The 21,418-nt window shown below is 44.4% G+C and carries 17 protein-coding genes and 1 rRNA gene; 17 read left to right on the top strand and 1 reads right to left on the bottom strand.

The genetic code is table 11. The features are described 5' to 3' along the window. Positions 1-15: 15 nt before the first annotated feature. From rsmH to lpxC, 14 genes are all read left to right on the top strand, one after another. Positions 16-957, top strand: coding sequence for a 16S rRNA (cytosine(1402)-N(4))-methyltransferase RsmH (rsmH, locus tag IEW93_RS16225; protein ID WP_188740338.1), 942 nt, complete (start codon positions 16-18; stop codon positions 955-957). A gap of 14 nt (positions 958-971) precedes the next feature. Next, positions 972-1,286 carry a cell division protein FtsL gene (ftsL, locus tag IEW93_RS16220; protein ID WP_188740337.1) on the top strand — a complete coding sequence of 105 codons (315 nt, stop codon included), beginning with the start codon at positions 972-974 and terminating at the stop codon, positions 1,284-1,286. Between the two features lie 11 nt (positions 1,287-1,297). Further along, positions 1,298-3,046, top strand: coding sequence for a penicillin-binding transpeptidase domain-containing protein (locus IEW93_RS16215; protein WP_188740336.1), 1,749 nt, complete (start codon positions 1,298-1,300; stop codon positions 3,044-3,046). Further along, positions 3,030-4,523: a UDP-N-acetylmuramoyl-L-alanyl-D-glutamate--2,6-diaminopimelate ligase gene (murE, locus tag IEW93_RS16210; RefSeq protein ID WP_188740373.1), complete on the top strand. Its 1,494-nt coding sequence runs from the start codon at positions 3,030-3,032 to the stop codon at positions 4,521-4,523. The genes IEW93_RS16215 and murE overlap by 17 nt, the downstream gene beginning before the upstream one ends. Then, complete coding sequence (locus IEW93_RS16205) at positions 4,520-5,893, top strand: UDP-N-acetylmuramoyl-tripeptide--D-alanyl-D-alanine ligase (RefSeq protein WP_188740335.1); 1,374 nt, start codon at positions 4,520-4,522, stop codon at positions 5,891-5,893. Before murE ends, IEW93_RS16205 begins: the two co-directional genes overlap by 4 nt. Further along, a complete protein-coding gene (mraY, locus tag IEW93_RS16200; protein ID WP_188740334.1) occupies positions 5,894-6,976 on the top strand; it encodes a phospho-N-acetylmuramoyl-pentapeptide-transferase in 1,083 nt (360 codons plus the stop codon). Positions 6,977-6,998: 22 nt separating this feature from the next. Then, positions 6,999-8,321, top strand: a complete 1,323-nt coding sequence (gene murD / locus IEW93_RS16195; RefSeq protein WP_188740333.1) for a UDP-N-acetylmuramoyl-L-alanine--D-glutamate ligase — start codon at positions 6,999-7,001, stop codon at positions 8,319-8,321. Then, on the top strand, positions 8,311-9,510 hold the full coding sequence (gene ftsW / locus IEW93_RS16190) for a cell division protein FtsW (protein WP_188740332.1): 1,200 nt from the start codon (positions 8,311-8,313) through the stop codon (positions 9,508-9,510). The genes murD and ftsW overlap by 11 nt, the downstream gene beginning before the upstream one ends. A 14-nt stretch (positions 9,511-9,524) precedes the next feature. Then, complete coding sequence (murG, locus tag IEW93_RS16185) at positions 9,525-10,628, top strand: undecaprenyldiphospho-muramoylpentapeptide beta-N-acetylglucosaminyltransferase (RefSeq protein WP_188740331.1); 1,104 nt, start codon at positions 9,525-9,527, stop codon at positions 10,626-10,628. 1 nt (position 10,629) lies between these two features. After that, positions 10,630-12,096, top strand: coding sequence for a UDP-N-acetylmuramate--L-alanine ligase (murC, locus tag IEW93_RS16180; protein ID WP_188740330.1), 1,467 nt, complete (start codon positions 10,630-10,632; stop codon positions 12,094-12,096). Positions 12,097-12,325: 229 nt separating this feature from the next. After that, a complete protein-coding gene (locus tag IEW93_RS16175) occupies positions 12,326-12,979 on the top strand; it encodes a cell division protein FtsQ/DivIB (protein ID WP_283104417.1) in 654 nt (217 codons plus the stop codon). Next, on the top strand, positions 12,976-14,211 hold the full coding sequence (gene ftsA / locus IEW93_RS16170) for a cell division protein FtsA (protein ID WP_188740328.1): 1,236 nt from the start codon (positions 12,976-12,978) through the stop codon (positions 14,209-14,211). Before IEW93_RS16175 ends, ftsA begins: the two co-directional genes overlap by 4 nt. Positions 14,212-14,237: 26 nt before the next feature. After that, complete coding sequence (gene ftsZ / locus IEW93_RS16165) at positions 14,238-15,404, top strand: cell division protein FtsZ (RefSeq protein ID WP_188740327.1); 1,167 nt, start codon at positions 14,238-14,240, stop codon at positions 15,402-15,404. Between the two features lie 211 nt (positions 15,405-15,615). Continuing rightward, entirely contained in the window at positions 15,616-16,536 is a 921-nt protein-coding gene (lpxC, locus tag IEW93_RS16160) for a UDP-3-O-acyl-N-acetylglucosamine deacetylase (protein ID WP_188740326.1), read from the top strand. Positions 16,537-16,539: 3 nt separating this feature from the next. Here lpxC and IEW93_RS16155 read toward each other — a convergent pair whose 3' ends face one another. Further along, the gene (locus IEW93_RS16155; RefSeq protein WP_188740325.1) at positions 16,540-16,992 is read right to left on the bottom strand and encodes a DUF721 domain-containing protein; all 453 of its coding nucleotides are present in this window, start codon (positions 16,990-16,992) and stop codon (positions 16,540-16,542) included. A 27-nt stretch (positions 16,993-17,019) separates the two neighbouring features. Between IEW93_RS16155 and IEW93_RS16150 the strand changes: the two genes are divergently transcribed. The 3 genes from IEW93_RS16150 to IEW93_RS16140 form a co-directional block, all read left to right on the top strand. Then, complete coding sequence (locus IEW93_RS16150) at positions 17,020-17,919, top strand: M23 family metallopeptidase (RefSeq protein WP_188740324.1); 900 nt, start codon at positions 17,020-17,022, stop codon at positions 17,917-17,919. A gap of 58 nt (positions 17,920-17,977) precedes the next feature. Continuing rightward, the gene (gene secA / locus IEW93_RS16145; RefSeq protein ID WP_188740323.1) at positions 17,978-20,698 is read left to right on the top strand and encodes a preprotein translocase subunit SecA; all 2,721 of its coding nucleotides are present in this window, start codon (positions 17,978-17,980) and stop codon (positions 20,696-20,698) included. A gap of 603 nt (positions 20,699-21,301) precedes the next feature. After that, positions 21,302-21,418 (top strand): 16S ribosomal RNA (locus IEW93_RS16140); the annotation flags it as partial.

Below are 21,418 nucleotides of genomic sequence, written 5' to 3'. Positions count from 1 at the left end.
AAGGTTAAAAAACCAATGAGCCAAGAGTTTGCCCATTTATCAGTATTACTTAATGAGACCGTAGATGGTCTCAATATCCAACGTGACGGCATTTATATTGATGGCACGTTTGGTCGTGGTGGGCATTCTCGACATGTGTTGAGCCATTTGGGCGAAAACGGCCGCTTAATTGCAATCGATCGTGACCCTCAAGCCATTGAGGCTGCTAAGCAATTTGCAGATGATCCGCGGTTTCAAATTGTGCATGGTGGTTTTGGGCAATTAGCTGAATATGTTGGCGAGTTAGGATTAACCGGCAAAATTAACGGTGTGTTATTAGATTTAGGCGTGTCGTCTCCGCAGTTAGATGATGCCGAACGTGGTTTTAGCTTTTTACGTGACGGCCCATTAGATATGCGTATGGATAACAGCCAAGGTCAAACGGCTGCTCAGTGGATTGCACGCGCAGAAGTGGAAGACATGGCATGGGTATTTAAAACCTATGGTGAAGAAAAAAATGCTCGCCATATTGCCCGCTGCATTGCTGCCGATCGTGAAAAAACACCGTTTTTACGCACCAAAGAATTGGCCGATTTAATTGCACGAATTACTAAGAATAAAGAACGTAACAAGCATCCAGCAACGCGTGTGTTTCAGGCGATTCGAATTTATATCAATAGCGAGTTGGAGCAGATAGATCAGGCGCTTGAGGGGGCATTAACTGTGTTGGCTCCAGAAGGGCGCTTATCAGTGATCAGTTTTCACTCTTTAGAAGATCGCATGGTGAAACGTTTTATTCGTCGTCATAGTCAAGGCGAAAGCGTGCCACATGGATTACCTATTACAGAAGCTGAAATTAACAAGTCGCGTAAGTTAAAAGCTGTTGGTAAAGCGATGAAACCTTCAGAGGCAGAACTAGAACAAAATCCACGTGCCCGCAGCTCGGTATTAAGAGTTGCAGAGCGCTTAGATTACTAAGTTTCGAGGTTAATGTGAGCCAATCACCATTAAGTTTACCTCGCATAGTGTTGCAAGACCTTTGGCGTCATAAGTGGGTTGTTCTGCTTGGTGCGTTAGTGATGGCAAATGGGGTTGTGGTGGTTTATACCAGCCATGTCACTCGGCAATTGACTTCGCAATGGGACCAATTGCTGCAAGAGCAAGACAGGTTAGATATTGAATGGCGCAATTTATTATTAGAAGAGCAATCGCAGTCTGAACACAGCCGTGTGACGCGAATGGCGACCAAAGAACTGAATATGGCTCGGCCGCTGCCCAAAGACGAAATTATTATTCGAGTTCAGTGAGCATAGGGATTATGGCAAGACAAGCAAAACGAAAATTAAATCACGAACTGATCCCATGGCGTTTATACGTTGTGGTGGGGTTTGTGTTGTTATTATTTTGTAGTTTGATTGCTCGTGCGGCCTATATTCAGATTATTGAGCCAGACAAACTGCGTCAAGAAAGTGATATGCGTACTTTGCGCACCACCAGTAATCAAGTACAACGAGGGCTAATTACCGATCGTAATGGTGACATGCTCGCGGTGAGTGTGCCTGTGCGTGCGGTGTGGGCCGACCCTAAACATGCTCATGATCAAAATGCATTTAAAGACATGCGTCGCTGGCAAGCGTTGGCCGACGTGTTGCAAGAGCCTGTTGACGAGCTGGTTCGTAAAGTAAAGGGAAACCCTAAAAAGCGTTTTGTTTATCTAAAGCGTCAAGTCACTCCTGCCGTAGCTGATTATATTGAACAGCTTAAAATTGGCGGCATTTATCTTAAATCTGAGTCGCGTCGTTATTATCCTAGTGGCGAAATTGCCGCGCAATTAATCGGTATTACTAACATTGATGATGTGGGTATTGAGGGGATTGAAAATACTTACAACACTTGGCTAACGGGCACGCCATCTAAACAAAAGGTACGTAAATCTCGTGATGGTAATGTGGTTGAGCGTTTAGATATTGTTCAAGAGGGTGAGAGCTCTAATGACTTGGTGTTAAGTATCGATCAACGCATTCAGCAGTTGGCCTATCGTGAACTAAAGCGAGCCACTGAAATGTACCAAGCAACATCGGGTTCTGTAGTGGTGATTGATGTGCATACCGGTGAAGTATTGGCGATGGCAAATACGCCATCATATAACCCCAATGCGCGCGATAATTTACAGACGCATCGTATGCGTAACCGCGCGTTAACCGACACCTTTGAACCCGGCTCAACGGTTAAGCCTTTTGTTGTGGCTGCTGCATTAGAAGCGGGCACAGTTAAAGCAAATGAGCTTATCCAAACCTCACCTGGCTGGATGCGCATTGGCGGGCGTCAAGTGCGCGACTCTAACAATTACGGTGACATGTCGTTAGCCAAAATCCTTGTTAAATCAAGTAACGTCGGTATCAGTAAATTGGCGTTGTCTATGCCTGTGCAGCAGCTGTTAGGGACTTATCAATCTATGGGGTTGGGTAACTATTCGGGCATCAATTTAACTGGAGAAAGCGCTGGGTTAATTCATGATCGTAATCGTTGGTCTGACTTTGAGCGAGCAACACTGTCGTTTGGTTACGGCTTTACAGCAACACCACTGCAAATTGCCCGCATGTATGCCACGTTAGGTAGTGGCGGTATTTTGTACCCAGTATCAATTTTAAAACTCAAACAGGCTCCTAAAGGCGAACAAGTCATTTCAACTCAGGTTGCTCAAGATGTTATGCAAATGCTTGTAGGAGTAACCGAAGAGGGTGGCACCGCCAGAAAGGCCCACATTGACGGCTATCCTGTAGCGGGTAAAACCGGTACTAGCCGTAAGGCTGTTGCTGGTGGGTATGGCGATGATTATGTTGGTTTATTTGCTGGTGTTGCGCCGGTTCATAATCCTCGTTTAGCCATTTCGGTGGTGATAAATGAGCCAAAAGGTGACAAGTACTACGGTGGTGATGTTGCGGGGCCTGCTTTTGCCAAAATTATGTCTGGGGCATTGCAAATGCTGAACGTTGAGCCAATTTCAGAGCGTGAGGCTATTCATTTAGCTACTGCGCAAGGAGCGCAGCATAATGTTATTAAATGATTTATTAGCACCGTGGTTTCATTATGCCGGTTCAGAGTTTATTAACGACTTAACCCTCGATAGCCGCAATGTTAAAGCTGATGGGCTATTTGTGGCATTACCTGGTTATAAGGTGGATGGCCGTCAGTTTATTCCGCAAGCGGTTGCTGCTGGTGCTGCTGCCATATTAGTACATACAGATAACCCAAGTGAGCACGGTGTTGTTGATTTACAACAATATAAAGTGCCATTAGTGCATTTTTTTCAGTTGACAAGGCAACTGTCGGCTGTGGCGGCTCAGTTTTACGAAGCGCACACCCATATGCTAGCGTTAATTGGTGTAACAGGTACTAACGGTAAAACATCTGTTACGCAAATTATTGCGCAAATTGTCAATTTACTCGGCCATCAATCTGCTGTTATGGGGACATTAGGCAACGGTGTTTGGGGTAAGTTGGTCGACAGCGGTAACACCACGGCTGACGCCATAACTGTGATGAAGCAATTAGCTGAGTTTAATGCCCAAGGCGTAAAAGTATGCGCGATGGAAGTTTCTAGCCATGGCTTGGTGCAAGGACGTGTAGAAGCGGTGCCTTTTGCGACGGCTGTCTTTACCAATTTAAGCCGCGATCATCTTGATTATCATGGTGATATGGACGCTTATGCCGCAGCGAAAAAACGTTTATTTCATTTTCCTAGCGTAAAACACGGTGTGATCAACATCGACGATACAACAGGTGCTAAATGGTTTGCTGAGTTAGCTGGCCGACAAATTTATTCATTTAGTGCTCTTGGCGATACGAGTGCAGATTTTTATTGTACCAAGGTGCATTACCATGACGCGGGTGTTAGCGCGACGTTACATTATCCCGCATTAAATGATCAAACAACATTATCAGCCCAAATCGAGTCGCCTTTGTTGGGTGCGTTTAACTTATCTAATTTAGTCGCTGCCATTGCTGCCTTGTATTTACAGGGCATGTCGATGACAGCAATGTTAGCTGTAATGCCAACTATCGTGCCAGTAGCCGGCAGAATGGAGCGTTTTTCTGCGCCAAATAAAGCCACACTGGTTGTTGATTATGCGCATACGCCAGATGCCATTGAGCAAGCGTTAAAAGCATTGCGCGTACATTGCAAAGGCACGTTATGGTGTGTGTTTGGTTGTGGTGGCGATCGTGATAAAGGCAAACGGCCGTTAATGGCACAAGCCGCTGAGCGCTATGCCGACAAAGTGATGATTACTAGCGACAATGCTCGCAGCGAAGATCCGCAAGCCATTATTGATGACATCTTACAAGGCATTAGCCAGCCACAAAAAGCGCTGACCCATGTTGACCGTATTAGTGCCATTACTCAGGTTGCAGCATTGGCACAACCTGACGATATTGTTTTACTTGCAGGTAAAGGCCATGAAACCTATCAAGAAGTTGCAGGCCAACGTATCGATTATGATGAACGCGCTTTAGCACTTGCTTTGTCTAAGGACGCATTATGATTAGCTTATCGTTAACCCAAATTACCGAGCATTTACAAGGTGCTTTAGTGGGTAATGACCAAATGATTGCCGCTGTAAGTACAGATAGCCGCAAAATAGACGGTCAGTGTTTATTTGTTGCCCTAAAGGGTGAGCGTTTTGATGGCCATGATTTTGCTAGCACCGCCATTGAGAACGGTGCAGTTGCGTTGTTGGTTGACCACGTTTTGCCATTTGATGTTGCACAAATCGTGGTAGCCGACACACAAAAAGCCATGGGCAGAATTGGGGCTTTGGTGCGTCAATTGGTTAACCCTATCAGTATTGCACTAACAGGGTCTAACGGGAAAACCAGCGTAAAAGAAATGGTGGCGACGATTTTATCGCAGCAACACCAAGTGCTATTTACAGCGGGTAATTTTAATAATGAAATTGGTGTGCCGTTAACATTATTACGCCTAACCGAAGGTGATAAATATGGCGTGTTTGAGCTAGGCGCCAATCACAGTGGTGAAATCGATTACACTTCGTCATTAGTGCAGCCACAAGTGGCATTAGTCAACAATATTGGTAGTGCGCACTTAGAAGGTTTTGGCTCCCTTGATGGCGTGGCCAAGGCTAAGTCTGAAATATTTAATCATTTAGCTAAAAATGGCACCGCGGTTATCAATGCCGACGATAAATATGCTCCATACATGCAACAGCAATCACAGGGGCATAACCAGCTGCTTTTCTCTCGTCAAGAAGGTGTGGTGGCAGATGTGAAAGCCATTGATATCAACGCCGATCAGAATGGCTGTTACCATTTCACTTTAACGTTTAACAATCAGCACGCGAGGGTGCAATTACCGCTGGCCGGATTACATCAAGTGAGTAATGCCTTGGCCGCAGCGTCGTTGTGTTTAGCACTTGATATTCCTCTCGCTTACATTGCACAAGGCTTTGCATTACTTAAACCGGTTAAAGGGCGTATGCAACCCCATAATCTTGGGCGGATCCTATTAATTGATGATAGTTATAACGCAAATCCTTCGTCTGTCAGTGCAGCCATCAATTGGTTGCAACAACGTGAAGGTTTTCGTTGTTTAGTGCTGGGAGATTTGGGCGAATTAGGCGACAATGCTGCCCCTTTGCATGCCAGCGTTGGTTTGCAGGCGAAAAATGCAGCAATAGAGGGTTTATTTTGTTGCGGCCAACTATCTGTGCATGCCAGTGAGGCATTTGGTAGCGAGCATTTTTCAACACAAGACACATTGATAGCGGCACTACAACAGCACCTTAAAGAGGTTGAAGCTAGTATCACTATTTTAGTTAAAGGTTCTCGCAGCGCCGCGATGGAGCGAGTTGTCGACAGTTTATTAAATGCCTATGGGCGTGGGGAGTTAGTGTAGATGCTGGTTTATCTAGCCGAGTATTTAACCCAATTTTATAGCGGGTTTAACGTTTTTTCATACGTAACGTTTCGAGCTATTTTGGGCTTGTTGACTGCATTAGTGTTTAGTTTGTGGTGGGGCCCCATTTTAATTAAGCGTTTACAAATGCTGCAAATTGGCCAGGTTGTTCGCAATGATGGCCCAGAGTCGCATTTTAGTAAGCGTGGCACGCCAACCATGGGCGGTATTCTTATTCTTGCAGGCATTTTTATCAGTGTGCTGTTATGGGGTGATTTATCTAATCGTTATGTATTAGTGACACTCTTTGTTTTAGGCAGTTTTGGGGTTATCGGTTTTATTGATGACTACCGTAAAGTGGTGAAAAAAGATTCTAAAGGACTGATTGCACGCTGGAAGTATGCCTTACAGTCTATTGCGGCCCTAGTGGTGGCGATATTTTTATACAGTTCATCGACAATAAGTGGCGAGACACAGTTAGTGGTGCCGTTTTTTAAAGATGTGATGCCGCAACTCGGCTTTATGTTTATTTTGCTGGCTTACTTCACCATTGTTGGTGCAAGTAATGCGGTAAACTTAACCGATGGTTTAGATGGTTTAGCGATTATGCCTACCGTGATGGTGGCTGCTGCATTTGCGTTAATTGCGTATTTGTCTGGGCATGCGCAATTTGCCAGTTATTTGCATTTACCGCATTTACCGTTAGCGGGTGAGCTAGTGATTGTATGTACTGCAATGGTTGGTGCTGGCTTAGGCTTTTTATGGTTTAACACTTACCCAGCGCAAGTGTTCATGGGTGATGTAGGTTCATTGGCCTTAGGTGCGGCATTAGGTGTTATAGCCATTCTTGTTCGCCAAGAGATTTTGTTGGTGATAATGGGCGGTGTCTTTGTAATGGAAACCGTATCGGTGATCTTACAGGTCGGCTCATATAAATTGCGTGGCCAACGTATTTTCCGCATGGCGCCAATACACCATCATTATGAGTTAAAGGGATGGCCAGAGCCACGAGTGATTGTGCGCTTTTGGATTATTTCATTGTTTTTAGTGTTATTAGGTCTTGCGACGCTGAAACTACGCTAAGCAATTATTTAAGGTAGATATTATGCAATCTAAGTACACGCACATCGTTTTAGGCTTGGGAGCCACAGGGCTTTCGGTCGTGCGTTTTTTAGCCACCAAGGGCATTAAGCCATTAGTGATGGACAGTCGTCGTCATCCTCCAGGGGCAGAGACACTGGCACAAGAGTTTGCAGATATCGAATTAATTGCCGGTGGCTTCGATTGTCGCTATTTGGTGCAAGCAAGCCAAATTATTATTAGTCCTGGTGTACCGATTGATACCCCTGAAGTGCGCGCCGCACTAGACATGGGGATTGAAGTGATTGGCGATGTGGAGCTATTTGCTCGTGAAGTGGCCGAACGCAAGCCTTGTGTTGTTGGAATTACCGGCTCAAATGGTAAATCAACGGTGACAACATTGGTTTATGAAATGCTACGTCAGGATGGTATGTCGGTGGCGATTGGCGGCAATATTGGTACGCCGGCATTAGATTTGCTCGAGCAAGATGCAGAGTTTTATGTGCTTGAACTATCAAGTTTTCAGCTTGAAACAACGCATTCGTTAAATTGTATTGCGGCCACGTGTTTGAACATCAGTGAAGATCATATGGACCGTTACAGTGATTTAAATTCGTATCGCGAAGCTAAGTTACGTCTGTATCCGCAAAGCCGGTTTGTCATGTACAACCTAGACGATGAGTTGACGTATCCATTAGAACCAAGGAATCAAAACCATTTTAGTTTAGGTGTGCCAGAAGGCGACGCTTGGGGGCTAAGTGATGGCAAGATTTTCCATGGCGACAGTGAGATAGTGAATTTAATCGATGTCTCATTAATTGGCAGCCATAACCACGCTAATTTACTTGCTGCTATGTCGCTAGCTTATGCCTGTGGTGTAGATAAAGAGTCGATGGTTGAGGTAGCAAAGCATTTTGTTGGCTTAAGCCATCGTTGTGAGTTGGTGGGTGTTAAACAAGGTGTTTCTTACATCAATGACTCTAAAGCCACGAACGTTGGGGCGACCGTCGCGGCATTAGAAGGGTTGAATTCGCATCTTGGTGATTTGTATTTAATTGCTGGCGGAGACGGTAAAGGCAGCGATTTTAGCCCGCTTGCCGAGCCTTTAGCCAATATTACTCAGCTGATAACATTAGGCCGTGATGGTCCTAAAATTGCCAAGTTAAAAGCGGATTCAATACAGGTCACTAACATGGCAGAAGCTGTTGCTAAAGCAGCAGAGTTAGCGTCGTCGGGCGATATTGTATTGTTATCACCAGCGTGTGCAAGTTTAGATATGTATAAAAACTTTATGGCCCGTGGCGATGATTTTAAGCAATGTGTGGAGTCGTTAGTCGATGGCGAGTAACGAGCAACAACTCAACCTGTTTAAACAAGGCTTGAATTGGGCTTTACCGTCATTGTTGTCGGATAACAGCAAACCAGGAATGCCGCTGTATGACCGCAGTTTTCTTGTCGCCATTATTGGTTTGATGTGTTTTGGGTTTGTGATGGTGATGTCGGCGTCGATGCCCGAAGCCACCAAACTGACCGGCGATCCATTTTATTTTATGTATCGTCATGTGTTGTATTTGGTTGGCTGTGTTGTTATTGCATTTTTTGTGCTCAAGTTTGATGTCAGTTACTGGGAAAAAAACAGTGGCATGCTGATGTTAGGCGTACTGGTTTTACTCGTTGCCGTGTTGTTTATTGGTACCTCAGTAAATGGTGCAAAGCGTTGGTTATCTCTTGGGCCTATTCGTATTCAGGTCGCTGAAATGGCCAAGTTTGTATTTATTGTGTACATGGCAGGTTATTTGGTTCGGCGCCATGGTGAATTACGTGAAAACCGTAAGGGATTCTACAAACCGATTGGAGTATACGGCCTATTTGCTGTGTTGATTTTATTACAACCGGACTTAGGTACTGTGGTGGTGTTGTTTGTTTGCACCGTGAGTTTATTGTTTTTAGCGGGCGCCCGAATCATCGACTTTATGGCTCTTGTTCTACTGGGCGTAGTGACATTTATACTGCTGGTATTGTTTGAACCCTATCGTATGCGACGAGTCACCTCGTTTATGGATCCATGGGAAGATCCTTTTGGTAGCGGTTATCAGTTAACGCAATCATTGATGGCTTATGGTCGAGGCGATTGGTTTGGTCAAGGTCTCGGAAACAGCATTCAGAAGTTGGCATATTTGCCTGAGGCACACACCGACTTTATTTTTGCTGTCATAGGCGAAGAGCTTGGCTTTGTAGGCATCATTATGGTGCTAATTGCATTATTTTTTGTGGCTATCCGCGCGATTAGATTAGGTAATTTGTGTTTAAAGATGCAACGTCCATTTGAAAGCTATGTGGCCTATGGCGTGGGTATTTGGGTCTGCTTTCAAACGGTTGTAAATGTGGGCGCCAGTATTGGTATGTTGCCTACAAAAGGGCTTACATTGCCGTTTATTAGTTATGGTGGCAGTAGTTTATGGGTGATGACCGCTGCAGTAATGCTTTTGGTGAGAATTGATTACGAGCGTCGACTGAGTTTTGTGCAGGCCGTCTAAGGGAGAACAAATTAATGAATAGTAATGTGAGTCGTTCTCCACGCATTTTGATCATGGCAGGGGGCACTGGTGGGCATGTATTTCCTGCGCTGGCAGTGGCAAAACATTTAGCTGAAAAAGGCTGGCAGGTGCGTTGGTTAGGTACAGCCGATCGGATGGAAGCGCGCTTAGTACCCCAACACGGGTTTGATATTGAGTTTATCGATATTAAAGGTGTGCGTGGCAATGGCCTGATAAGAAAATTAGCCGCGCCGTTTAAAATTGTGCGCTCGATTATACAGGCTAAAGCAGTCATTAATGATTTTAAGCCCAATGTTATTTTGGGTATGGGTGGCTTTGCAAGCGGACCTGGTGGTGTGGCGGGTAAGTTGTCGGGTGTGCCAGTGGTATTGCATGAGCAAAATGCCATCCCTGGAATGACCAACAAATTACTGTCTAACATCGCTAAAAGAGTGTTATGTGCATTTCCAAATACCTTTGGCAATAATGTCGCCAATGTGGAAGTGGTGGGTAACCCCATTCGCCAAGAGCTTATTGCATTAGGCGAACACGCAAAAACAGCACAAGTCGATGCGTTAAGGATATTGGTTGTTGGTGGTAGTTTAGGTGCCAAAGTGCTTAATGATGTTATGCCGTCTGTTGTGGCGCATTTAAGTAAGCATCATTCAATAACTGTGTGGCATCAGGTAGGGAAAAACAATCACACTGCCGTAAAAGCCAGTTATCAACAGTTGGGGCAATTAGACTCGGTAAATGTGGCTGAGTTTATCGACGATATGGAAGCCGCTTATCGATGGGCAGATGTAGTCGTGTGTCGCTCTGGCGCGTTAACGGTATCAGAACTTGCAGCGGTAGGGCTCCCGAGTATTTTAGTGCCTTACCCACATGCTGTTGACGACCACCAAACCGTCAACGCATCGGTACTGGTTGATGCAGGTGCAGGGTTTTTATTGCCACAATCGATTTTAAATGCAGACAATCTTGCTGAAAAATTGCAATTGTTTGCTGAACATAGAGAAGAACTCGCCCAGATGGGCCGTAAAGCAAGAGGCGTTGCAGTGTTAGATGCTACTCAACGTGTAGCAGATATTTGTGCCTCAGTTGCAACAAAGGGTTGAAATGACAAAAACAGAAAGATACGCACAACTTCGTAGCATGATCCCTGAAATGAGACGGATCAAGCGCATTCATTTTGTTGGCATCGGTGGTGCTGGCATGGGCGGTATTGCCGAAGTGTTAGTCAATGAAGGCTATCAAATCAGTGGTTCAGACATTGCGGTTAATAGCGTGACTGAACGACTACATAGCTTAGGTGCAAAAATTATTATTGGCCATCAGGCCCAGAGTGTTGAAAATGTTGATGTTGTGGTGGTTTCTACCGCAATTAACCAGCAAAACCCTGAGATTGTTGCGGCAAAAGAGCTACGCATTCCAATCGTTCGCCGTGCTGAAATGCTAGCTGAGTTGATGCGTTATCGTCATGGCGTAGCCATTGCTGGGACTCATGGTAAAACCACAACCACCAGTTTAATTGCCAGTGTATATGGTCAAGCTGAACGCGATCCAACATTTGTGATTGGCGGGCTACTAAACAGTGCAGGCACCAATGCTCGTTTAGGCACTAGCCGTTATTTGATTGCAGAAGCAGATGAAAGTGATGCCAGCTTTTTGCATTTACAGCCCATGGTCAGTGTGATCACCAATATTGAAGCTGATCACATGGATACTTATGGTGGTGACTTTGAAAAGTTAAAAACCACCTTTGTCGACTTTTTACACAACTTACCGTTTTACGGTGTTGCCGTGATGTGTATTGACGATGGTGTTATCCGTGACATTATGCCGCGTATTGGTCGTCAAGTTGTCACGTATGGTTTTAGTGAAGACGCTGATGTGCAAGCAATTAACTTTGCTCAAAACGGTCATCAGTCAAGTTTTACAGTAAAGCGCCATGCAAAAGATGATTTAGATATTGTACTTAATTTACCAGGGCAACATAACGTACTCAATGCATTAGCTGCAATTGCCGTAGCCACTGAAGACGACATTGACGACGAAGCAATTGTACAAGCATTAGCTGAGTTTGAAGGCATTGGTCGCCGCTTCCAGCATTTAGGAGAATTTGCCACTCCTAATGGTAATGTCATGTTAGTTGATGATTATGGTCACCACCCAAGTGAAGTGCTAGCAACAATTAAAGCAGCCCGTGCAGGTTGGCCAGATAAGCGCTTAGTGATGGCGTATCAGCCGCATCGTTACAGCCGAACACGCGATTTATATGAAGACTTTGTTGATGTGTTATCACAAGTTGATTGCTTACTGCTTCTTGATGTTTACGCCGCGGGTGAAGCCCCAATTCCTGGCGCTGATGGGCGGGCATTATGTCGCTCAATTCGTTTACGCGGTCAGATAGATCCCATTTTTGTGGCTAGCCCAGAGCAACTTGCAGCGGTATTGCCGGATGTATTGCAGCAAGGTGACTTATTTTTAACCCAGGGTGCAGGCAATATCGGAGCATTATCAAAAGAATTAGCGCTCAGTGAACTAGGCTTTAAAACCCAGCAAGAAGAACAAGGAAATGATTGATTTTCAACCAATTTTCATGGGTGGAAATCATGCTTTAATCATTAGGGATTGGTCGATATAATGGCCGATCTTTTGGGGCAGCACCCAGAACTATGTCAGAGGCGGATGTAAGGTGTCGTGGAGCGATAAAGGGCGCCAATTAAAACAGAATCTAGCACGTGTAAATTGGTATTTTTGCACCGGCTTGCTGTTTTTACTATGTGTGCTGGGCACAGTTTTTTGGGCTGGAATGCAGCTCCATACCCTGCTTAATGACGCAGATGCTCTGCCTATTGAAGCAGTTGCCATTAAGGGTGAGCGGATTTACACCACTGATGAAGAGATTAAAAATGCGCTGCAATCGTTAATGCAAAGTAGCTTTTTTAGCGCAGATGTTGTTGAAGTACAAAAAGCATTAGAAGCGCTGCCGTGGGTTTATCATGCTTCTGTAAGGCGAGAATGGCCTGCAAAATTTAAGGTCACTTTGCAAGAGCAGCAAGCAATAGCGCATTGGAATAATAGCGCATGGTTGAATGTGAATGGTGAAGTCTTTAATGCACAAGCCCATGCGCAGCACGAAAATTTGCCAATGCTATCTGGCCCGGAAGGAACAGAACAAGAAGTATTAACCAGTTTTCAGCAGTTAAATGATTTACTGACGATAAACGGATTTACCCTCGTTAATTTACGATTAAGTCCCCGCTATGCCTGGCATGCAGTATTAGCCAACGGGATTGAAATTGAGTTAGGGCGAGAAGATAAAATGTCACGGATACAGCGCTTTATTAACGTGTATCCTACTTTGAAGCAAAGTAATAAACCAGTTGCAACCGTTGATTTGCGTTACGATACCGGGTTTGCAGTAGGCTGGGGTGATTCAAAACAGAGAGTCGACAATAAATGACCAAAAATCAGGAAAGAAACCTCATCGTGGGGCTAGATATAGGGACATCCAAGGTCGCAGTGATCATTGGTGAAGTATTACCTGATGGTGAGATTAGTGTCATTGGTTTAGGTAACCACCCGTCACGCGGTATGGATAAAGGCGGTGTTAACGATCTCGACTCTATTGTGCGCAGTGTTCAACGAGCGTTAGATCAGGCAGAGTTAATGGCAGACTGCCAAGTGTCGTCTGTGTATTTAAGCATTTCGGGTAAGCATATTGCTTGCCAAAACGAAAACGGCATGGTGTCCATTAACGACGAAGAAGTCACACAAGAAGACGTAGATAATGTAATCCATACCGCTCGCTCGGTAAAAATACCGACAGAGCGTCGTATTTTACACGTGCTACCACAAGAATACTCAATTGATGTTCAAGATGGCATTAGAAGCCCAATTGGTATGTCGGGCATGCGTATGGAAGCCAAAGCACACATTGTGACCTGTGCTAACGATATGGCAAAGAACATCACTAAAAGCGTTGAGCGTTGTGGTTTAAAAGTCGACGACTTAGTCTTTTCTGGGATAGCGTCAGCTGACTCGGTATTGACCAATGACGAGAAAGATTTAGGCGTATGCATTGTCGATATTGGTGGTGGAACAACCGATATTGCTGTATATACCAACGGCGCGTTACGACATTGTGCAGTGATCCCGGTGGCTGGTAACCAAGTCACCAGTGACATCGCTAAAATTTTTAGAACACCGTTAACACATGCAGAGCAAATTAAAGTGCAATTTGCCAGTGCAAGAAGCTCAACGGTCAGTCGTGAAGACAGCATCGAGGTTCCGTCAGTAGGCGGTCGCCCTTCACGCAGTATGTCAAGACATACATTGGCCGAGGTCGTAGAGCCAAGATATCAAGAATTGTTTGAGCTTGTGCTCAAGCAGCTGCAAGATAGTGGATTAGAAGACCAAATTGCAGCAGGCATAGTACTCACCGGAGGTACGTCCTCCATATCAGGTGCAGTTGACATTGCCGAGGCAACATTTGGTATGCCAGTTCGTGTGGCATCGCCGTTGCCAGTTAAAGGATTGTACGAATATGTGGATCAACCTATTTACTCAACAGGAATAGGCTTGCTTCATTATGGCGCAAGGCGAGTTATCGAACGTCAGTTTGAACGACCTGAGCGTCAAGGGGTTACCAGCTTTTTGAATCGGGTCAAAAGTTGGTTTAAGGGTGAATTTTAATAACGCAGACATACGGAGATCAGACAATGTTTGAGATCATGGATACTCATTCAGACGAAGCGGTGATTAAGGTCATCGGCGTCGGTGGCGGCGGCGGTAATGCTGTCGAACATATGGTAAAACACAGCATCGAAGGTGTTGAATTTATCGTCACAAATACAGATGCTCAAGCATTACGTAAATCAGGTGCGGGTTCAACAATCCAGCTTGGTCGTGATGTGACTAAAGGCCTTGGTGCTGGCGCTAATCCAGACGTGGGTCGTCAAGCAGCTGAAGAAGATCGCGAAAATATTCGCGCAGCCATTAAAGGCTCAGACATGATCTTTATCGCAGCCGGCATGGGCGGTGGTACCGGTACTGGTGCCGCTCCTGTTGTGGCAGAAATTGCTCGCGAAGAAGGTATTTTGACTGTTGCGGTTGTGACCAAGCCTTTTCCTTTTGAAGGTAAAAAGCGTATGGCCTACGCAGAACTTGGTATAGCCGAATTAGCAAAGCATGTTGATTCACTCATTACCATTCCAAACGAAAAGCTACTGAAAGTACTTGGCCGTGGCACATCATTACTTGATGCATTTGCTGCTGCTAACAACGTGCTATTAGGCGCAGTTCAAGGTATTGCAGAGCTCATCACTCGCCCAGGTCTAATCAACGTCGATTTCGCCGACGTGAAAACCGTTATGTCTGAAATGGGTAATGCCATGATGGGTACCGGTGTTGCCACAGGTGATGACCGTGCAGAAGAAGCTGCAGAAGCCGCTGTTGCCAGTCCATTGCTTGAAGATATTGATCTAGCGGGTGCGCGCGGCGTATTGGTTAACATTACTGCAGGTATGGATATCAGTATCGAAGAGCTAGAAACTGTGGGTAACCATGTTAAAGCTTACGCATCAGATAACGCAACGGTTGTTGTCGGTGCAGTGATCGATCCAGAGATGAGCGATGAGTTACGTGTAACGGTCGTTGCTACAGGTATTGGCGCAGAGAAAAAGCCGGACATTCAATTAGTGTCTAAGCCAGTTGCGCGTCCAGAGCCAGTTGCGATTGAGCCTCGTCCAGAGCCAGTTGAAGAAGTGATTCCTCAAACTAGCTATGCGACGCCAAAAGGCAATGCGGTTCCACAGCAACAACCTTCTCAACGTCCAGATGCTGATTATCTTGATATTCCAGCATTCTTACGTAAGCAGGCTGACTAACACTCGGATAAAACGTGATGTTTTTGCGTGATTAATGAGTACGCTGTTGTAAAAGAGATTATTTTGCAAGCCGGTTCACGGATTTGCTACTGGGTTAGTGATTTTTTTGTGAAAATCTAAACTTATGGTAGCATGTCATACCAGCTCTGCATGATGGTCTTAGGCTGTTTTTGCAACTATTTGTTTAATATTGATATTTACGGGTAACTGAATGATTTTTCAAAGAACTGTTCAAAAAATGGTGAAGAGCACTGGTGTTGGATTACATTCCGGCAATAAAGTGACTCTATGCATTATGCCCGCACCAGTAAACACCGGGATTGTACTTAAGCGTACCGACCTAAGCCCTGCTGTGTCTATTCCAGCAAAGGCTGATATGGTTCGTGAAACGACTATGTGTACAGCTCTAGTGAATGATGCCGGTATTAGAATATCAACTATTGAGCACTTATTTGCTGCACTAGCCGGCTTAGGCATCGATAATGCGATTATCGAAGTCGATGCACCAGAAATCCCGATTATGGATGGCAGTGCTAGCCCGTTCGTGTTCTTACTGCAAAGTGCAGGGATCAAAGAACAAGCGGCGCCTAAAAAATATTTGAAAATTACCAAACCTGTGCGTGTTGAAGACGGCGACAAATGGGCCGAACTAAAACCTTTTAAAGGCTTTAGAGTCAATTTTAAAATTGACTTTGCTCACCCAGAAATTGCCCGTAGCCAACAACATATGGTGATGGACTTTTCTACATCAGCGTTTGTAAAAGACATTAGTCGTGCCAGAACATTTGGTTTTATGCGTGATATTGAATACCTACGTGCAAATAACCTTGCGCTAGGTGGCAGCATGGAAAATGCCGTTGTACTTGACGAATATCGTGTATTAAACCCTGATGGTCTGCGTTATGAAGACGAATTCGTTAAGCACAAAATTCTAGATGCATTTGGTGATTTGTATGTGGCAGGTCACGCAATTGTGGGCGAATTTGTTGCTTATAAAACCGGTCATGCGTTAAACAACCAACTTGTTCGAGCATTACTTGCCCAGCAAGATGCTTGGGAATTAGTAAGCTTCGACAAAGAAGCCGATGTCCCCGTCAGCTTTATGGTTCCGGGTGCGTTAGCACACGCTTAATGGTTAAGATTGCCTATTACGGCTGGCTAATGCAGCCAGCCGTTTTAGTTTTTCACCTAGTGTACCGTCGACATGTTCAGCTAATGCCTCAATATGTTGAGCTGCAGTATCACTAATCCTGTTTTGATTGGTGTTAACTTGCGGCTTAGATAATGCAAGCCCAGGATTGACTTTTACCTCAATAGCGGTAAGCATCGGAAGCGTGTCAATTTGGAGCTGTTGTAATAGCTTCTGCTTTTGAAAATTTATTCTTGCAGCCCATGCTGCTGATGTAGTTTCAATAACAAGAACACCCTGGCGGAGATTAGCCACTTTAAGCTGCTCAGCCACAGGACCATTCAATGTCTGTTTTACATACTGATTCAGATTGTTTAATAGTTCTGCTTTCTCGGCAAGTTCAGGTAGTCGCCCTGACACATGAACTAAGTTGCTGAGATCTTGAGGGGGCTTTTTCATATGATAATAAGATGGCTGAATTAGGCTATGAGTGTAACAGTTTTTATTCAAGGTCGAAATGGCGTAACGCGTTGGCAACCAAGCAAACGATGGTTACTTCTACCTATTATTCTGATGGCCACCGGCACAGGAATATATCAATACAACACAGACCGCTTTGCAAGCCAACAAGCTAAAGTTGACGAAAATAAACAACTACGTGAACTGCAAACGCAACAAGTGATTGAACTCAAAACCGCCACCGAAACCCAATTAGCAGCCCTTGTTGCTCATGTGGCAAAGATGCAAGCCAAAATTACCCGACTTGAAGCCCTCGGCCAGCAAGTTGCACAGAATAACCTCCTTGATGATCAATTCGATTTCTCTGCAGAAGTCGGCATCGGTGGGTTAAGTGAAATAGGTAATGGCGTCGAATTAAGCCAGCTTATTGATGAAATGAATAAGCTAGCCTCCAGAATTGATAATAATAATGTTCAGTTATCCCTACTTGAAACAGTAGCATCTAATCTCCATATAGATGAAGAACGTTATATATCAGGGCGACCAATCGAGAAAGGTTGGTTATCTTCGCCCTATGGTTTACGAAATGACCCTTTTACAGGCCGACGAACAATGCATAAAGGCATTGATTTTGCTGGCAAAGAAGGGGCAGATGTTACTGCGACTGCAGCAGGCGTTGTAACATGGTCAGGAAACATGCTTGGCTATGGCGAGTTAGTCGAAATTGATCATGGTAATGGTCTTCGCACTCGTTATGGTCATAATAAATCTCTGTCAGTAAACGTAGGTGACGTCGTTGCCAAAGGCGATAAAATTGCCAGTATGGGAAGCACAGGTCGTTCAACCGGCCCCCATGTGCATTACGAAGTGTTGCGTGGTAAACAGCAAATAGATCCACAAAAGTACGTCTACCGCAAAGCAAGTTAATAAAATTAACGGTTAATGCGCTCAAATGAGCCAAACCTACAACAGATAAGTGATAAAGATGTTAGGCAAACTACTGACAAAAGTATTCGGAAGTCGCAACGACCGTACCCTGAAAAGTCTCGGAAAAATTGTAAACCAAATTAATGCATTAGAAGCTGATTACGAAAAGTTATCAAATGACGAATTAAAAGCGAAAACCGATGAGTTTCGCAAGCGTCTCGATAGCGGTGAAACCCTAGACGACATCATGGCAGAAGCCTTTGCAGTCGTTCGTGAAGCCTCAAAGCGTGTATTTGAAATGCGTCATTTCGACGTACAGTTACTCGGTGGTATGGTTTTAGACAGTAACCGTATCGCAGAAATGAGAACCGGTGAGGGTAAAACCTTAACAGCAACATTACCTGCATATCTTAACGGCTTAACAGGCAAAGGTGTGCATGTTATTACCGTCAACGATTACCTAGCCCGTCGTGACGCCGAAAACAACCGCCCATTATTTGAATTCTTAGGTCTAACGGTTGGTATTAACGTTGCCGGCCTTGGCCAGTTTGAGAAGAAAGAAGCGTACAACGCCGATATCACCTACGGTACCAATAACGAATTTGGTTTTGACTACCTTCGTGACAACATGGCATTTTCACCACAAGAACGTGTTCAGCGTCCACTGCACTATGCATTGATTGACGAAGTCGATTCAATCTTAATCGACGAAGCACGTACACCATTAATTATTTCTGGTGCAGCTGAAGATAGCTCAGAGCTTTACACAAAAATTAACTTACTTATCCCAAGCTTAATTCGTCAAGATAAAGAAGACACCGAAGACGAAGTTGGTGAAGGTGATTACAGTATTGATGAAAAAGGTAAACAGGTACATTTAACCGAGCGTGGCCAGGAAAAGGTCGAGCTGCTTCTTATTGAAAAAGGCATGTTAGCAGAAGGCGATTCACTTTACTCTGCGACAAACATTTCTTTATTACACCATGTTAATGCGGCATTACGTGCACACACCTTATTCGAAAAAGACGTTGACTATATAGTACAAGACAACGAGGTGATTATCGTTGATGAACATACAGGTCGTACTATGCCTGGTCGCCGTTGGTCTGAAGGGTTGCATCAAGCCGTAGAAGCCAAAGAAGGTGTTCATATTCAAAATGAAAACCAAACTTTAGCCTCTATTACCTTCCAGAACTACTTCCGTCAGTATGAAAAACTAGCGGGTATGACAGGTACCGCCGATACTGAAGCGTTTGAATTCCAGCATATTTATGGTCTCGATACTGTAGTTGTTCCAACAAACCGGCCTATGGTCCGTAATGATATGGCCGACTTGGTTTATCTAACCGCGTCAGAAAAATATGCCGCAATCATTAAAGATATCCAAGGTTGTCGCGAGCGTGGTCAGCCTGTACTTGTGGGTACAGTGTCAATTGAACAATCTGAGCTTTTAGCTTCTTTACTTAAAAAAGCCAAAATACCTCATAGTGTATTGAATGCTAAGTTTCATGAAAAAGAAGCAGAAATCGTGGCGCAAGCCGGTAGTGTTGGGGCAGTAACCATTGCAACCAACATGGCAGGTCGTGGTACCGATATCGTGTTAGGTGGTAACTGGAAGGTTGAAATCGAAAACCTTGCTAACCCAACTGACGAGCAAATTGCTAAAATTCGCAGTGACTGGAAAATTCAGCATGACAAAGTAATCGAAGCCGGTGGTTTACATATTCTTGGTACTGAACGTCACGAGTCTCGCCGTATCGACAACCAGCTTCGTGGTCGTTCAGGTCGTCAAGGTGATGCCGGTTCTTCACGTTTCTACTTATCCATGGAAGACAGCTTAATGCGCATCTTCGCATCAGACCGTGTATCGGGCATGATGAAAAAGCTAGGTATGGAAGAAGGTGAAGCGATTGAGCATCCATGGGTTTCCCGCGCAATTGAAAATGCACAACGTAAAGTAGAAGCTCGTAACTTCGATATTCGTAAGCAACTACTTGAATATGACGATGTGGCAAACGACCAACGCCAAGTTGTCTATGCTCAGCGTAACGAGCTAATGGATGCCGACAGTATTGAAGACACCATCAAAAATATCGAGCAAGATGTAATCGCAGGTGTGATTGACCAATACATCCCGCCACAATCATTAGAAGAGTTGTGGGATATTCCTGGTTTGGAGCAACGTCTAAGTAATGAATTTAATCTCAAATTAACGATTCAAGAATGGTTAGATAAAGAAGAAGACCTACACGAAGAAACGTTGCGTGAACGGATCATGAATTCATGGACACAAGCTTACCAAGTTAAAGAGCAAATGGTCGGTTCGCAAGTACTGCGTCAATTTGAAAAAGCAGTCATGCTTCAAACCTTAGATGGCTTATGGAAAGAACATTTAGCAGCAATGGATCATTTACGCCAAGGTATCCATTTACGTGGCTATGCCCAAAAAAATCCTAAGCAAGAATATAAGCGCGAATCATTTGAGTTATTTCAGCAAATGCTCGAGTCATTAAAAAATGATGTCATTAGCATATTGTCGAAAGTACAAGTGCAAGCACAATCTGATGTTGACGAAATGGAACAACGTCGCCGTGAAGAAGAAGCTAAAATTCAACACGCTTATCAACATGCAGCAGTAGAGTCATTAACAGACACTGGCGATCAAACACCAGAAGTACCTAAAACTGTCATTCGTAATGGCGATAAAATTGGCCGTAATGATCCATGTCCATGTGGTTCAGGTCAAAAATACAAACAGTGTCATGGTAAACTAAGTTAATTTATCAAATCCACTTAATTATAAAGGCAGCGTATATACGCTGCCTTTATGGTTTCTACTGTCAGTAAAACATCAACAAAACAAAGCCATTGTGGATAACTTTGGGGGTAAATAGTGTGTATCGTGTAGTTAAGTAGTCTACGGCCTAAAAGATCGAAAAAAGATCATTTTTTTGCATAAAAGCGCTTGCACTAAATCTGAAGCTGCCTATAATGCGCATCCACTGACACGGCAGACAGCGAAAGCAAAAACCGGTGAGTGTTATCAAGCTACTGAGGTAGCAGAGATAACGGCAAAAAGAAGTTTGAAAAAACACTTGACGCCATAAAGGGAATGCGTAAAATACGCAGCCCTGACCTACTGAAACGGTCAACGCTCTTTAACAATTTATCAAGTAATCTGTGTGGACATTCACAGGTATTGAGTTATTCGAAATTGTCTTCTTGTTCTTCGGAATGTAGGCAATCAAAAAATTTAAACTCAATGTTTTTCTCTTAAGTGAGAATGATGAATGTTCATAGCAATATGTACAAAAGACTTGTTTCACTTTGGTGAGATAAGCAATCAGAATTCATTGAGCCGAGACGATGTCCCAAAAAACTTTAATTGAAGAGTTTGATCATGGCTCAGATTGAACGCTGGCGGCAGGCCTAACACATGCAAGTCGAGCGGCAGCACAAGGGAGTTTACTCCTGAGGTGGCGAGCGGCGGACGGGTGAG

Origin of the sequence: Shewanella inventionis (assembly GCF_014641855.1) — a bacterium.
GTDB lineage: Bacteria > Pseudomonadota > Gammaproteobacteria > Enterobacterales > Shewanellaceae > Shewanella > Shewanella inventionis.
The sequence above is the reverse complement of the archived record's forward strand: the minus strand, read 5'-3'. Positions and strand labels throughout refer to the sequence as shown.